12 protein-coding genes and 2 pseudogenes are annotated in these 14764 nt (G+C 58.0%); 13 read left to right on the top strand and 1 reads right to left on the bottom strand.

Annotated elements, in window-relative coordinates; genetic code table 11:
* The first annotated feature begins 9 nt into the window (after positions 1 to 9).
* The 13 genes and pseudogenes from DGA31_RS11355 to DGA31_RS11415 all read left to right on the top strand — a co-directional run.
* Entirely contained in the window at positions 10 to 750 is a 741-nt protein-coding gene (locus DGA31_RS11355) for a hypothetical protein (protein WP_109512587.1), read from the top strand.
* A gap of 22 nt (positions 751 to 772) precedes the next feature.
* Positions 773 to 1246 (top strand): hypothetical protein, encoded by a 474-nt coding sequence (locus DGA31_RS11360; RefSeq protein ID WP_109512588.1) that lies wholly within the window; start codon positions 773 to 775, stop codon positions 1244 to 1246.
* Positions 1247 to 1340: 94 nt separating this feature from the next.
* Positions 1341 to 2516: a phage tail sheath subtilisin-like domain-containing protein gene (locus DGA31_RS11365; RefSeq protein WP_109512589.1), complete on the top strand. Its 1176-nt coding sequence runs from the start codon at positions 1341 to 1343 to the stop codon at positions 2514 to 2516.
* 12 nt (positions 2517 to 2528) lie between these two features.
* Positions 2529 to 3038, top strand: coding sequence for a phage major tail tube protein (locus DGA31_RS11370; protein ID WP_109512590.1), 510 nt, complete (start codon positions 2529 to 2531; stop codon positions 3036 to 3038).
* Between the two features lie 48 nt (positions 3039 to 3086).
* Positions 3087 to 3347, top strand: a pseudogene (locus DGA31_RS30475) (phage tail assembly protein); the annotation flags it as partial.
* Between the two features lie 12 nt (positions 3348 to 3359).
* A complete protein-coding gene (locus tag DGA31_RS11375; RefSeq protein ID WP_056835327.1) occupies positions 3360 to 3662 on the top strand; it encodes a phage tail assembly protein in 303 nt (100 codons plus the stop codon).
* 134 nt (positions 3663 to 3796) lie between these two features.
* A complete protein-coding gene (locus tag DGA31_RS11385) occupies positions 3797 to 7438 on the top strand; it encodes a phage tail tape measure protein (protein ID WP_109512593.1) in 3642 nt (1213 codons plus the stop codon).
* A 9-nt stretch (positions 7439 to 7447) separates the two neighbouring features.
* Complete coding sequence (locus DGA31_RS11390; RefSeq protein ID WP_109512594.1) at positions 7448 to 8293, top strand: phage tail protein; 846 nt, start codon at positions 7448 to 7450, stop codon at positions 8291 to 8293.
* Positions 8268 to 8474 carry a tail protein X gene (locus tag DGA31_RS11395; protein ID WP_109512595.1) on the top strand — a complete coding sequence of 69 codons (207 nt, stop codon included), beginning with the start codon at positions 8268 to 8270 and terminating at the stop codon, positions 8472 to 8474. Before DGA31_RS11390 ends, DGA31_RS11395 begins: the two co-directional genes overlap by 26 nt.
* Before the next feature lie 58 nt (positions 8475 to 8532).
* On the top strand, positions 8533 to 9576 hold the full coding sequence (locus tag DGA31_RS11400) for a phage late control D family protein (RefSeq protein ID WP_109512596.1): 1044 nt from the start codon (positions 8533 to 8535) through the stop codon (positions 9574 to 9576).
* A 69-nt stretch (positions 9577 to 9645) separates the two neighbouring features.
* Positions 9646 to 10266, top strand: coding sequence for a glycoside hydrolase family 19 protein (locus DGA31_RS11405; protein ID WP_109512597.1), 621 nt, complete (start codon positions 9646 to 9648; stop codon positions 10264 to 10266).
* Entirely contained in the window at positions 10263 to 10796 is a 534-nt protein-coding gene (locus DGA31_RS11410; RefSeq protein WP_241509570.1) for a DUF2514 family protein, read from the top strand. The genes DGA31_RS11405 and DGA31_RS11410 overlap by 4 nt, the downstream gene beginning before the upstream one ends.
* A 144-nt stretch (positions 10797 to 10940) precedes the next feature.
* Positions 10941 to 11610 (top strand): annotated as a pseudogene (locus tag DGA31_RS11415) (DNA adenine methylase); the annotation flags it as partial.
* A 407-nt stretch (positions 11611 to 12017) separates the two neighbouring features.
* Here the strand turns inward: DGA31_RS11415 and DGA31_RS11420 are convergent.
* Entirely contained in the window at positions 12018 to 14321 is a 2304-nt protein-coding gene (locus DGA31_RS11420) for an SIR2 family protein (RefSeq protein ID WP_109512598.1), read from the bottom strand.
* Positions 14322 to 14764: the final 443 nt, after the last annotated feature.

Consider the following 14764-nt stretch of genomic DNA (forward strand, 5'->3'; position numbering starts at 1 on the left):
GTTTATCACATGAGTCTGGAATCTGGCATCGCCGAACTGACATCGGCCGCTAACAGCTTGATCGCTTACTTCAACTCTCGAAAGGCCAGTATCGACGCCGCCGTGACCGAAGCGCTGTTGGCGATCCCGAACAACAAGAAAGTCTATTACGTCGACAATGTCGCAGGCTCTGACGCCAACAATGGCAAGTTGGCCACCCCGTTCAAAACCATCGACAAGGCTGTGGCCAGCACCCCCTATGGTGGGTCGTGTCAGGCTGTATTGCTGTCGGATTACATCTTCGACACTGACACCTCGCTGGACGGTATTTCGCTGTTTATCACGTCCTCTGTGCCGGGTACGAAACGAAAGCTGATGGTGCGTAACTATTTCAACAGCACCAGTAACACCAACTGGATGGCGGCGCTGTTGATGCTGGCCGGCTCTGCCGTGACCTTCAAGGATGTGAGTCTCAACTTCCCGACTGTCACCGGCTTGACCAACCCACCTTTGGGCGGGCCCAACACCTTTTTCCGGGGGAGTGTCAGCGGGCAATCGCCGCTGGTGCAGGTCAAGCTGCTGGATTGCGAAATCGTTGATGCGTCCGGTGCCACGGCGTTGCTGGCCTATTCACCGACCTCGGCGTTGCTGCTGGAGGTCTACAACACCACGTTCCCTTCGGGCTTCGCCGGGCGTTATGTCTTCGGGCTTGCCGCCGGTGCGCAATCGAATGCGCAAAGCAACGTGCTGACCAACCTGACCACTTTCTAACCCTCACTATCAAGGCCGGTTTATGCAAATCAAAGACATCAGTATCACGTTTCAGGGCCGCTCCTATGTGGGCTTCGACTTTCAGGGCCTGCCCCTGGAAGTAGCTGTGGCGGTCGGTCAGCAGCAGGTCGACAAGGCCGCCGATGCAGCGCGTATTTTGGTGCTGGGCGAGTGTTCCCGCGCCGTTGAATACGATATTGCGGCGTCCGAAGCGCAGGCGTTCGCAGCGGCGGGCTATGAGGGCGATGCCCCGGGCTCTGTTGAGGCGTTGGTGGTCGCGTCCGGGGTAACAGCCCAAGAAGCGGCAGACAGCATTCTGACCGCTGCCACGGCCTTCCGTGATGCGATCAATGGTGTTCGTGCCATTCGCCTCAAAGCCAAGCGCGACATTGCTCTGGCGATCAATCACGACGGTGTCGAATTCATTACCGATACCGCCGCCGCCCAAATCACGGCCCGTATCGCAGGCGTCGGCAACGCCGCTCAAGACCTGTAAGCCTGTCGGCAACACATAAGCGCCCCGATTCCGGGGCGTTGTCGTTTCTACAGGGTCGCCATGGGGCGGCCCTTGTGCTTTCTGGAGTTCATCCATGAGTTTCTATCACGGCATTACCACGGCGCTCGTCGACACCGGGGCTCGTACCATCGCGTTGCCGTCGTCTTCTATCATTGGCCTGGTGGACACGTTCACCCCGGGTCCGGGCGCGACCAGCACGCCGACAGCAACGGCAAATGAGCTTGTGCTGATCACGAACGAGCGCGAAGCCATTGCAGCATTCGGCGCTGAATCAGCTATGGCCAAGGCCTGCAAGGCGATCTACACCCGCGCCAAGGCCGTGATCGTCGCGTGTGGCGTGGCCAAGGTGGCCGACCCGGCGCAGCAGACCTCGGCCATCATCGGCGGCGTACTGGCCAACGGCAAGCGTACCGGCTTGCAAGCCCTGCTCGATGGCAAAAGCCGCTTTAACGCGCAGCCCCGTCTGTTGATCGCGCCCAAGCACAGCGCCACTCAGGCGGTCGCTACGACGATGGATTCCCTGGCTGCCAAGCTGCGCGGTATCGGCATCATCGACGGCCCTGGCACCACTGATGAAGCGGCTATTGCCTATGCGGCCAAGTTCGGTTCCAAGCGCCTGCTGATGGTCGACCCGGGGGTGCAGTATTGGGACACCGCCGCGAACGACACCCTTGACGGGCCCGCCTCGGCCTGGACGGCGGGGCTCTGGGCCTGGACGGATGCCGAGTACGGTTTCTGGGCCTCGCCGTCGAACAAGGAGTTCGTCGGTATCACCGGCACCACTCGTTCGGTTGATTACCTGGCCGGCGATGAAACCTGCCGGGCCAACCTGCTGAACAACGCCTTGGTGGCCACGATTATCCGGGCCGGCGGCTACCGCCTGTGGGGCAACCGCACGCTGTCGAGTGATGCGAAATGGTCGTTCGTCACTCGCGTGCGCACCCTGGACATCATCATGGATGCCGTGCAGGCCGGGCATCAATGGGCCGTCGACCAAGGCATTACCGCGACCTACATCAAGGATGTGACCGATGGCCTGGAAGCGTTCATGCGCGACCTCAAGAATCAGGGCGCGATCATCAATTTCGAGGTTTACGCGGACCCTGTCTTGAACACGGCCAGCTCGCTGGAGCAGGGCAAGGTGTACTGGAATATCCGTTTCACGGACGTGCCGCCTGCAGAAAACCCGATCTTCCGCTTCGAAGTCACGAACCAGTGGCTGAACGAAGTCCTCGACATCGCCGCTTAAGGAGCGCACGCAATGGCACTGATTCCCGAAACCCTGGCAAATATGAACCTGTTCGCGGATGGCGTGAGCTTTCAAGGAGACGTCCCCAGCCTGACCCTGCCCAAGCTGACCATCAAGACCGAGGAACACCGCGCCGGTGGTATGGATGCCGCTATCGAGCTGGACATGGGCATGGAGAAGCAAGAGGCCAATTTCACGACTACCGGCGTGCGCAAGGAGTCGCTGAAGTTCTTTGGCCTGGCTGACGGGACCGCCGGTAACTGGGTGTTCCGTGGCGCCTTCAAGGGTCTCAAGGGCGTGGTCAAGCCCGTCATTGTCACCCTGCGTGGTCTGCTCAAAGAGGTCGACATGGGCGACTGGAAGGCCGGCGACAAGGCCGAGGTCAAGCATGCCGTGGCCTTGACCTATTACAAGTTGGAAATCGACGGCGCCGTCATGTACGAGATCGATCCGCTCGGCATGAAGCGTGTGATCAACGGCGTCGACCAGCTCGCCGCCCAGCGGCAGGCCCTGGGTCTGTAAAGCCCCCTCTTTCTTCCCCCCTCGCTCGCAATAACAAGGACATCTGTCATGAGCAAACCATTGCCGAAATACCTGGAGCCGACCCCTGCCGGCGTGTTTGTCACGCTGAGCAAGCCGGTCGAGTTGGGTGGCGTCACGCAGGGCCGCATCATGCTGCGCGAACCGCTGGTGATCGATTCTCGCCAGGCCAACAAGGGCGCTGATGATGAAGAACAGGCGGAAATGAATCTGTTTGCGGCGCTGGCCGGCGTCAACAGCAAGGAGTTGGAAAGCCTGCACATCAAGGACTATTCCCGTGTGCAGGCGGGCTATTTCTTCCTGGTGCAGGAGGAACAGCCCAAGCCTGACTATCTGGACGTAACGCTTGATGGGGTTACCGTCACGCTGAGTAAAAAGACAGATCTGAACGGCATTCCTCATGAGCGCATCGTGTTTCGTGCGCCGACCGTGCGTGACGTTCGTACTGCGCAAGCAACCGCCGGCGGCGATGCTGAACAGCGCGAAATCAGCCTGTTCGCCTCGCTGGCCGAGGTTGGCTGCAATGACCTGGACGGCTTGCGCCTTAAGGACTACACCCGCCTGCAGGCGGGTTATTTTCGTATGGTGCAAGACGACGGGCTTTGATCCCTCGATCCAGAAAAGTCTGTCCAAAAGACTGGCCCGGGAGCTGAGATTTTCGGCCACTGACATAACGGACATGCCCTGGTCGGACATGGTCTGGTGGCTCACGGACTGAGCCACGCACGGGGGAATAGCACATGGCAAAAATGGCACTGGCGCTTGTAATCGGCGGTGCTGTGGCATCGTCGCTCGGATCCGCGTTCAACGCGGTCGAGGGCCGTATCCAGAAGCTGGAGGCCAAAGGCAGCAAGGCCAAGGTGTTGAAAAACATCATTGGCGAGACGATGAAGCTGCGTGATGAGTGGAAGCGCGCACACGACAGCGGTGTGGCATCGGCCGATGGTCTGTTGCGCAAACTCGACACAAACCTGGACTCCCTGCGCAAGCAAGGTATTCAGGTCGGCAAGCTGGGTCAGGAGTACCGCCGGCTCGGGAAGGAAGCGAAGTCGGCCGATCTGCAGCTTAAAGGCCACCAGCAGGTGCAGGCCGGCAAGGAGTCGATGAGGTCGAACATCGGCCAGGCGGTGGCCGGGGCTGGAATGGTCGCGGTGCCGACCAAGATCAGCGGTGACTATCAGGCAGTGATTCGGGACATTGCGATCAAGGCCGGGATGGCCGGCAAGCCCGAAGAAGCGCAGATGGCACAGACCGTCGTGCAGACTTCGCGTGACACCGGCATGGCGCGCAACGACGTGGCCGACCTGGTCAACCAGTTGGTCGGCGCCGGCATGGATGTGAAAAAGGCGCTGGAGTACGCGCCGGTGGCGGCGAAATTCGCCATCGGCCAAGGGTCTACCGGCACTGACACGGCGAAGATGATCAACGCCTTGGGGCAGAACGCCAAGATCAGCGACCCCAAAGTCATGCAGCAAGCCCTGGAAGCGATTGCTTACCAAGGCCAGGCTGGCAGTTTTGAAGCGGCCGACATGGCGAAGTGGTTCCCTGAATTGCTGGCCAACATGGGCGGCATGGGCATTACCGGCATGGATGCGGTGACCCAGCTCGGGGCGATCCTGCAGGTGCAGATGAAGTCTGCCGGCAGCAGCGACGAAGCCGCGAACAATCTGAAAAACTGGATGGGCAAAATCGGTGCCTCGGACACCGTCGATGCGTACAAGAAGGCCGGTATCGACTATGAAAAGTCGATGCAGACCGGCTTGCAAAAGGGTCAGTCAACGCTGGAGGCCAGCTTTGCCCTGGCACAGAAATACGTTGCGGCGACCGACCCGAAAAAAGCCAAGGAAATGGCCGACGCCACGGCCAAGATCAACAAGGAGACGGATCCGGCCAAAGCCAAGGCCATGCTCACTGCACTGAATGACTCGCTCAAAACGGGCGACATCTTTGCTGACATGCAGGTCAAGGCCGCGCTGCAGGCGTACACGCAGAACAAGGCTCTGTACAACGACCTCAAATCATCGTCGGGCAACTCGAAAGGCATTCTTGACAAGAACCTGTCCGAACGGCGCGAGACGTCGAATCAGCGCTGGGCCGAGACCGGGCAGGCGCTCAACGACTCGATGCGCAGCATTGGCGATGCCATCCGCCCGATTACCGACCAAGTGGCTCAGGGCATCACGAAAGTGGCGCAGGAGTTCACGCGCCTGTCTGATGGCTCGCAATCGGTCATCGCCGGTGCCGTGGCCATCGGTGCCGCATTCGTCGGGCTCAAGACCGCGTTCAGCGCCTTCACTGTTGGCAAGGGTCTGCTCAACATCGCCCGGGGCAAAGTTGGTGGGCTCGGTGCCGGCGACCCGAACAAGGTCCAGAAGGTATTCGTCACGAATGCCGACGACGACAAGGGCGATGGCAAGGGTGCCGGCAAGGCGGCTGGAAAGACGGGTGGCAAGGATGGCGACGACGACAAGAAAGGCGGCAAGCGTGCCAAAGTGCTGGGTCTGCTGGCTTTGGGGCTCGGTGCGTTCGGCAAGAAAGCCGCCGCCGCTGATGCTGACGACGATGCCGGCGCCGACAAGGACGATGGCGACAGCGCATCAGGAAAGGACACCCCGGGCACCGCGGCCCAAGGTGACGAGGACAAGGACGGCAAGGGCAAGGCTGACAAGCAAGACCCGCCCGACGTGCGTGGCAAGTTGCTGGATCTGCTCGATACCGGCGTCAAGACCATTCGCAAAAAGGGTGCCGGTGAAGGCGAGGCCGCCGAAGGTGCTGAGGCGCCCGAGGAAGGCATGCGCGGCAAAGTGCTGGGGCTGGTAGAAACAGGCATCAAAACGCTGCGCATGGGCGGCCCTGGAGCCGCTGAGGGTGATGCAGAGGTCGAAGGCGGCGACGGTGAAGACGAGGCGCCCGGCGGCCTGGTGGGCACCGGCCTCAAGCTGCTGGATATTTTCCAGAATGCCAGCAACGACGATGAGGGTGGCGACGACGGCGGTGATGGCGAAGGCGGCGCCGTCGAGCTGCAGAAGGTGTTCGTCGTGAACGCCTCAGAAATTGGCGGGCCGGGTGCTGCCGGTGGCGGCGCTCAGGCTGATGCCGGCGGCCGGCGCGGTCGCGGTCGCCGGGGTCGTGGTGGTCGTGGTCGACGTGGCGGCAATGACGGCGGCGAGGGTGGCCAGGGGGCGCGTTCCGGGTCACGACCTGGTGCGCGTCCGCCGGTGCCACATGTACCACCTGTGCCGCCGATTCCGCCGGCACCACCCCCGGCACCGGAGATTGGCCGCATTGGTCGGATGATGGGCGCGGTGGGCAAGGTCGGTGACCTGGCCAAACGCTTGCCGGGCGGTTCGCTGGTGGATGCCGGCATGTCGGCGGTAAACGTCGCAATGACCGCCGAAACCAATGACGAGAAAGCCGAAGGCTACGGCGCGGCCGCCGGCAGCCTGGCGGGTACGCTGGCCGGCGCTGCTGCCGGCGCGGCCATCGGTTCCGTCGTGCCGGTGATCGGTACAGCGGTCGGGGGTGCGGTGGGTGCCATGCTCGGCAGCATGGGCGGCGAGTTCGGCGGTAGCTGGCTGGGCAAGACGCTGTTTGGTGACGACGCGCCGGAGGATGAAGTCAAGGACAAGGACGGCGGCGAAGCCAAGGAAGACGAGTCGTCGGTGGGCAAGTGGCTGGGCGACTTGTTCGGCTCTGCCCCCGAACAGCCGGAGCCAGTGCCGCCACCTGCACCGGCGTTGGGCGATGCGGTAAGGCCTCCGGTGGCGGTCGAGCCGGCGGCACCGATAAAGCCTGTTGTCCAGGCGCCTCCCCTGGTGCTGGGCGATGCGTTACGCGTAACGGTACCCCCAGTGCCCGAGGTCAAGCCGCCGGCTCTGGGGGATGCGGTACGTCCGCCGGTGCCGCTCATGATGTCGAGTGAAGCGGTGCGCGAGCTGGCCAAGGCCATGCCGCCACCTGTGCCGGCACCGGGTGATGCGTTGCGCGTAACGACGCCACCCAAGCCCGAGGTCAAACCGCCGGCACTGGGCGATGCAGTACGCGCCCCGGCGCCGGTCGAAGTGCCGGCGAAACCTGCCGATCGTACTCCGCCCATTACGCCGGGTGACGTGGTGCGCGAGCTGGCCAAGGCCGCGCCACCTCCGCCGCCGGCGCAAGAAATGGCCAAGGCTGCAGCGCCGCCGGTTGCTGCAGGCGCGAAGGTCGATCAGTCATTCACATTCTCGCCAAACATGCCCGTTCGGGTGGATGGCGATGTGAAAGATCCGGCGCAGTTGGCCCGAGATCTGTTGCCGCACCTGCAGCGGCACTGGGAGGCGTTCCAGCGCGAAGTCGCAAGCCGTCAGGCCTCGACCCAGCTATACGATCAACCGCACGTCTAAGGAGCGCTCATGGCGTACATGGAGCAATTGCAATCATCGCTGAAATGGCTGGTCGCAGCAGGCGAGGCGGGGCGGAAGAGCATGGATGGCATGCTTGCCCCGCTCACCGGGGCGGTGAGTGACATCACCGGTGCCGCCTCGGAACTGGAGAACATACCGTTCGTGGGGCCGCTGATCGGCGGCAAGCTGGGGCGCGTAACGCGGGCCATTGGCCTGGCTCAGTCGAAAGTGGGTCAGGTGGCGTCCACCTACAGCTCGGCCGTTTCGGCAGCCGGACAGGTTCAAGAGCGCCTGGGTGCGTTTAAGGAGCAGGCTGCGCGGGTGACCTCGGAAGTGGGGCGGGTAACGGGGCAGGTCAGCCCCACGCTGGCCACGGTGGTTCCGACCACCAGCTTTGCCGCCGAGGCCACCCCGCAACCGCAGGCGGTGACGCCTTTCCCGCACCTGCTGATCATCCAGTCGCATCACCCCAATGTGCAGCCGTACTACTTCAACCTGGACACGGCAGCGTTCGACGAACTGCGTCGGCAGACGTCGTTCAAGTGGGCGGGTCAGGAGCGTTTGCGGCGCAGTGTTGCGCAACAGGCGGTCGGACTAGGCGAAGAAAAGATCAGCATCAAAGGCGTGATCTTTCCCGGCTACAAAGGCGGCATTGGTCAGCTTAACACCCTGCGCAGCATCGGGCGCAACCTGCAGCCGCTCAACCTGGTGACAGGTTACGGCGAAGTGCTGGGCGACTGGTGTTTGCTCAGTGTCGATGAAGAACAGAGCAACCTGCTGGCCGGCGGGATTCCCCGCAAACAAGGCTTTTCTCTGGAGTTTGTAAGCTATGGCAACGACCTGCAGAACATCTGACGGGGATCTGCTCGATGTCATCTGTCAGCAGCATTACGGGCACCTCAACGGCACCGTGGAAGCGGTGCTGGAGGCCAACCCGGATCTGGCCCGGCAGGCGCAGCCGTATCGCGCCGGCCTTGTGATTCACCTGCCGGATCTGTCGGCGCCGGCGGTGGAGCTGCTGCAACTGTTCGGCTGACCCGCGTTACGCGTAACGAGCCCCGTCCTGTGCGGGGCTTTCTCATTTCTGGAGCCCTATGAAACCGACGTATCGGATCATTGCCGACGGCAATGACATCACTGTGCTGATCAACGACCGGCTGTTGATGCTGCGCATATCGGACAAGCCCGGCATGGAGTCGGACGAGTTCGAATTGCGCATCGATGACCGGGATCAGGCCGTGGCGCTGCCCCAGCGCGGCAGCAAGGTCGAAGTGCTGATGGGCTATGAAGGCCATCCGCTCACGCGCATGGGCTCGTACACGGTCGATCAGGTCAAGGTATCCGGCCCGCCCGATACGATGACGATCAGCGGCAAGGCCGCCGACATGCGTGGCAGCGGCAAGACCACGCGATCCGGCAGTTGGGAAGGTGTGCCCCTGGCGCAGATCGTCACTGAAATTGCAAAGCGCAATGGCTGGGAGCCAGTGTGCCCGGTTCAGACCAAGGTCGAGCGTATCGATCAGCGCGGTGAGTCGGACTTCAACTTCATCACGCGCCTTGCCAAGCTTCACGACTGCACTGCAAAGGTGGCCGACGGCAAGCTGCTGGTCATGCCTCGACAGTCTGAACTGAGCACTACCGGCAAAGTGTTGGGTGTGGTGGTGCTGGCCAAAACGGATGTCACTCGCTACGACTTCAAACTCGGTGATCGATCCACGCAAAAGGCGGTGAAGACCCAGCACAAGGACAAGAAAACCGGCGACCTGAAGGTGGTCGAACTGAGCAATACCGAGGCCCCGGACGGCCTACCGCCGGTACACACCGACCGGCATATCTACCCGAACGAAACCGCTGCCACGGCGGCGGCCAAGGCTCGTCTGGCCGCGTTCAATCGCAGCACCGCCACGGTGCGTCTGGAAATGCCCGGTCGCACCGACCTGTTTGCCGAGCGCGTGATCGACGCTCGTGGGTTCAAGATCGGACTGGACGGCCAGTACCTGGTCGACAGCGTGGAGCAGGTGTTTACCCAAGGCGGCTGGTCGACCACGGTTGAATGCAACGGCGGCAAGGACGGCAAGGCCAAAGCGAAAGGCAGCAAAAAGAAGGAAGAAAAACCCCTCAAGGTGGTGCAGCTGTAACCCTCAATCAGATTTAACGAATCTATCCACAACCCGCGATTGCGGGTTTTTTGCGTCTGGAGAAAGCCTATGCCCATTACCGAACAGCAACTGCTGCAGATCCTGCCGAGCTGCCGGCCCGTCGTCGGCATCTTTGTGCCGGCACTCAACCGGGCCATGCCCCGCTTCAAGATCGATAACCGCCTGCGCATCGCGGCGTTCATCGCCCAGGCCGGGCACGAGTCCGGGCAGTTGCGCCGGCTGATCGAAAACCTCAATTACAGCGCGGCGGGCCTCGTGGCAACGTGGCCCACCCGCTTTGACAAGAACACAGCGGCGCAGTACGCCCGACAACCGGAACGAATCGCGGCCGTGGTCTACGGCTCGCGAATGGGCAACATCCAGCCCGGTGATGGCTGGCGGTTCCGTGGCCGTGGCCTGTTGCAGATCACTGGCCGGTCGAACTACCGCACGACCGGTGCCGACCTGAAACTGCCGCTGGAGCAGGAGCCGCAATTGCTGGAGCAACCGGAGCAAGCGGCGCTGTGTTCCGCCTGGTGGTGGAATCAACACGGCCTCAATGAGCTGGCCGACGCCGGTCGCTTTCAGGACATCGGCAGCCTGATCAACACCGGCAAAGTGGGGCGTGTGCCGCACGGAGCCACGGCACGCAAGGCGCTGTATGACACCGCCCTCAAGGTGTTGAAGTGATCGCGCTGATGCCTGCCGGCACCGGCCGGCTCTGGCTCATGCTGGCCGGCGTGCTGCTGGTCCTCGGGCTGATCGGCGGCGGCCTGTACCTGGCGTATGACCAGGGGCGCACCGTCAAGAACGCCGAGTGGCAATCCCGCTGGAATGCACGCGATGCTGGCGATCAGCAAGCGTGGGCACTGGCCCAGGTGGGCGAGCGTGAGAAAGAACAGGCCCGACAACACTCAATCAACAAGGCGATTCAGGATGGACAACAACTCATTGATCAGGCGCTGGCTGATGCTGCTGCCGCTCGCGCTACTGCTGGCAGCCTGCGCGACACCGCCGACGACCTTGCCCGCCGTCTCGCCAGTCAAACCGGCAGCCATTCCTGCACTGTCGCTGCAAGCTCGGCAGCAAGCCGCGCCGTCCTGGTGCTTGCCGACGTGCTCAAGCGCGCTGACGAAAGAGCGGGAGATCTGGCGGAATATGCTGATCAAGGGCGGAGCAGGGGGCTGACGTGCGAGCAGGCCTATGGCGCGCTCGACTGATGACCTGACTTTTCTTCGCGGTCGACAGGCCATGGCTTGTTGGCCACCGCAATGCTGAAAGAAATTCGTAGTAAAGGAGCGGCCGACACTGGATGCGTCAACATCCGGTGTCGGTCACCGAACCCGCAGTCCCTTCCTGCAAGTCCAGCCAAGGCCCCCGTTGAGGTCTTGAATGACATCAACGGTGACTTGGTGACGCTCTATCGCGTTGTCCAAAATCACCTTGAAGAGTTTATCCGCCAGTTCAAATGGGCGCTTTCATCCCGGCAGATCTTCGAATGGCAGAAGATGACTCGGCCCGAGACCTTGACCGACATCCAGCGTGCCGCCCGATTCTTCTACCTGCAGCAGCATGCGTTCGGTGGCAAGGTCAGTGGGCAGACGTTCGGTACCGCCACAACGGGGCCGGCCATCAACCTGTTACGGATCGAAGAGAACCTGTCTGCGGCCTGGCAGCGGCTCGCCGGCACCTACGTCGAAAGCCTGCCTTGGCTGGAATGCGCCGAACGCTACGACCGAGCGCATTCCTTCCTTTATATGGATCCGCCGTATTGGCAGACCGCTGGGTATGGTGTGGACTTTGGGTTTGACCAGTACCACGCTATGGCCGACTTCATGCGGCGGTGCATAGGTAAGGTCATGGTCAGCATTAATGACCATCCTGACATCCGGCAGGTGTTCGAGGGGTTTCACTTCGAGACCTTGGACGTCCGTTACACGACCAGCAACCAGCGAACCAGCCAGCCAGGCAGGTGTGAGTGGTGAACTGGTGATCATGAACTGGGAGCCAGCGGCGTTGGGTGGGCTTTTTTGAGTATCCAGCTTGAGGCGCGCTAAGCCTAAGCGCTGGCTGATGTTTCTGATTAAAGGCAGGGAGGGCCGGGGGAGTGGATTGGGCAGACCCCCGGCCAAAAACTGCCGTTTATGAAAGGCTGCTGTCGACCCATAGCTGTCTTCGTGGAGGGCAGCTCACGGCCGAAAGCATAGGCTCGGCTAGGCACCATGGGCTATCGAATACTATGCCCCTCGCAGTAATCCGCAGATATGTGGCTTTCACCACGGGCCGAGACGGTTGACTTGGGTGTTCAGTGCGCTCACTGACTAGAATTATCGATTGTGCCGTCAATAGAAAATCTCATCTATCGTATAACGGTTAATTCCGAAGAGAGCATGGGCGGCAATTTAAGCTAAAAATCACCGCCCAAGTTGTTGGCTGTCAACCTACCTGGCGGTGGATAGCGCAATATTTACCTGTTTCAGAAGCCTTGATACATTTCCAATTCGATTCTCCGCATCAGCTTCTTCACTCAGCCATGACTTGGATTTTTCAAGATAGGAGATGGAAATATCATCTCTGTACCTCTTCCAATATTGTAACGAATGGTCTGTGTAAGACATTGCATGAAATACTTTTCTCACGTCAGCGGAATGGCACTGTTCCAACGCTTCCATGCTTTCGTTGAGTGCTTTTCTGACGTCGGCACTATCTTCGCGCCCTATGTTTGCTTTAAATTTTATGATTGCATAAGAGTTTTTGATCGACCAATTCCGACTGCCTCCTTTTGAAATTGCTTCGTCTATAACACTGAAGGCTCGTTGATGCTCTCCGCGTCTACTCAAATATAATGATTTCTGTTGCAAGTTGAACGGGGAGTCGTGCTTGCGATAAATTGCATCATAAATCTCTTCACCATCTTTGATGTTTGGGAAAGCTTTTTCATAAAGACGAGCATCGTAGGCGCGTCGTTTGAACGAGTCAAAATTAGGTACGCAAAAGCGAGGGACATTGTTGTGGAATGCTTTTAACATTCTTGCCAGGTCTTTCGCGGGAGCAATTGTGGAAATATGGTCGGCCAATAAATTTGATCGGATCATAAAGTAATCCTGATCATTTTCGGCAAACTCTCCGGCGTATTCAGATATGCTACTGCTGAGAATTCCTAAAAGCTCATATAGTTGTCTATGGTCGTTATGGCCTTTATCAAAAAAGCTATAGAGAACATCCATTGAAGTTACGCTGCGGCATGTGTGCAGGTAGCACGCCAGCAAAAACAACTGAACAAGGTTGTCATCTTTTTTTCTTAACTCGTCAATTACATTATTGAATCTTTCCTTGATCGAAGGGGTGCGACAGTTTCGCTCAATGAGTTCAAATAAAGAGTCGCCATCGCGGAGTACGTATTTTCTTCGGGATTTTATATCTTCTGGAATTTTTGAGATTACAGCCTGAGCATCTTTTTCGTCGAGGGAGGTTATGTCTATTATTTCAATATTTTTTCGTAGGAAATTTGAACTTGATGCTGAGAGATAAGCATAGTCTCTTTCTGCGATAACTAGTTTTATGTTCTTTCTGGTGGAAAGGAAGTTTAGCGCTTCGATCGAACTTTGTAAGTTGTCTACAAGCAAAAGGGTCGGGGTGTCGGAGATTTTAGCAGAAATATTTTTAGCTTTTGGAAGTGAAATATTGGAGAGTAATATTTTAATGCCGTTAAAGCTATGAAAAGCTGCGAATTGCATAAGGAGGGTAGTTTTACCCGTAGCGGGGCCTCCAGTAATTAAAACATTTCTTCCCCGATTCGTGTGCTCTTCGATAACGGAATAATGTCGGAGCTTTATAACACGCGGAGAGTAAATATCACTCCAGTTCGGCGTGGCGCCTTGGTAGAAGTCTTGGATTGCTCGATGTTTTACTTGAGCGTTGCTTGGGATAGCGTATTCTGGAAATGGGTTTTCGTATTCGGTTTTAGAAGTATTGCCCGTATCTTTAAATTTGCTGAGATAATCGAGAAAGCTTTCCGTATCTGCGGTAATTATTTTGAGATCTAAAGACTTGTAGTACTGGATCTCATCATCCGTGGTGTACTCGGGGTGCACAATTATCCACGAATTTTTTTTGTTGCTGTCTTCAAGAGAGTCAGCGAAAACCTGGAGAGTTCCCGCATCCCTTAATGCGTAACCCCAAAATAAAGTGGGGTGTCTGTTCATGAGATTACGGAAGAAGTTCCAGCGATTTGGATCGTTGGCAAAAGCGCTTGCGATATCCAAGTCACCAAATATTAAAGGCGACTCATCAGTCAATACGCTTCCGTGTAGATGAATATAGTCTACCGCCGCCTTGTCGTTAAGACTGACACCATTTAGTCTCGCATCATTCAGATATTTATTTGGACTTCCATCAAATAGAGACTCAAGCAAGCTGTCCACATTTGTGGTGAACACATACTTTAAATTTACATGCTCTAGGTTTTTATATTTATCACTATACTCTCCGATATCAAATCGAGATCTAATGTATTTTTCCAGTTCTTCTTTTTTTGATCTAAGTAAAAATGTGCATAGCTGAGGCAATTGAAGCGCTTTAGGTGCAGTGGGGAATTGAGCTAATAGTTCCATTCTTAACTCGTCACCAATGGGCAAGGTGCGTCCACTTTTATCCTTCGACAATAGAGAAAATCCCGCCCCTGTAAAAATGTTTATGCCTTCGCGCAGGCAGCGTTCAAATGTGCTTTGACTTTCAATTTCCATATTATCTACCCTGCCATGATTAATAAATAGGTTAAGCTATAGCGATTTGCAAATATTTTTCTAATTTGGTTGAAAGCTTATAAAAGGTCATTCATCGGCTATACACTCAAACCACGACCACTTTCACATGCCCGCGCTATAGGTTACGAAGCGGGAAGCATTGTGTCTATGGTCCAGGGAGGATCGAAATCGATTTAAGATATTCGTGGATTTCAAAGAAAATGCGATTCATTCAGAATTTTTTGACGATGCCATCCGTTATCAGCGATCCGAGTGGGCCGGTCTCTGCCATTTGCTAATGGGCGAAAGTCGCCAATTAGGGCCCTTGCGGATCGGTGAGAGCAATCGCCATTTACGTTCAGTCTCCCCCCGCACTAGGCCTTGATTTTGGGGCCTTTTCTTGCGAGGTTGGAAACCATGTCGGTCGGTGCTGGCCTACCATC

Origin of the sequence: Pseudomonas ovata, assembly GCF_003131185.1 — a bacterium.
Lineage (GTDB): Bacteria > Pseudomonadota > Gammaproteobacteria > Pseudomonadales > Pseudomonadaceae > Aquipseudomonas > Aquipseudomonas ovata.

Excerpts from the sequence above, each read along its gene's own strand:
- DGA31_RS11355 (WP_109512587.1), top strand. The coding sequence starts at position 10 with ATGAGTCTGGAATCTGGCATCGCCGAACTGACATCGGCCGCTAACAGC.
- DGA31_RS11360 (WP_109512588.1), top strand. The coding sequence starts at position 773 with ATGCAAATCAAAGACATCAGTATCACGTTTCAGGGCCGCTCCTATGTG.
- DGA31_RS11365 (WP_109512589.1), top strand. The coding sequence starts at position 1,341 with ATGAGTTTCTATCACGGCATTACCACGGCGCTCGTCGACACCGGGGCT.
- DGA31_RS11370 (WP_109512590.1), top strand. The coding sequence starts at position 2,529 with ATGGCACTGATTCCCGAAACCCTGGCAAATATGAACCTGTTCGCGGAT.
- DGA31_RS11385 (WP_109512593.1), top strand. The coding sequence starts at position 3,797 with ATGGCAAAAATGGCACTGGCGCTTGTAATCGGCGGTGCTGTGGCATCG.
- DGA31_RS11390 (WP_109512594.1), top strand. The coding sequence starts at position 7,448 with ATGGCGTACATGGAGCAATTGCAATCATCGCTGAAATGGCTGGTCGCA.
- DGA31_RS11395 (WP_109512595.1), top strand. The coding sequence starts at position 8,268 with ATGGCAACGACCTGCAGAACATCTGACGGGGATCTGCTCGATGTCATC.
- DGA31_RS11400 (WP_109512596.1), top strand. The coding sequence starts at position 8,533 with ATGAAACCGACGTATCGGATCATTGCCGACGGCAATGACATCACTGTG.
- DGA31_RS11405 (WP_109512597.1), top strand. The coding sequence starts at position 9,646 with ATGCCCATTACCGAACAGCAACTGCTGCAGATCCTGCCGAGCTGCCGG.
- DGA31_RS11420 (WP_109512598.1), bottom strand. The coding sequence starts at position 14,321 with ATGGAAATTGAAAGTCAAAGCACATTTGAACGCTGCCTGCGCGAAGGC.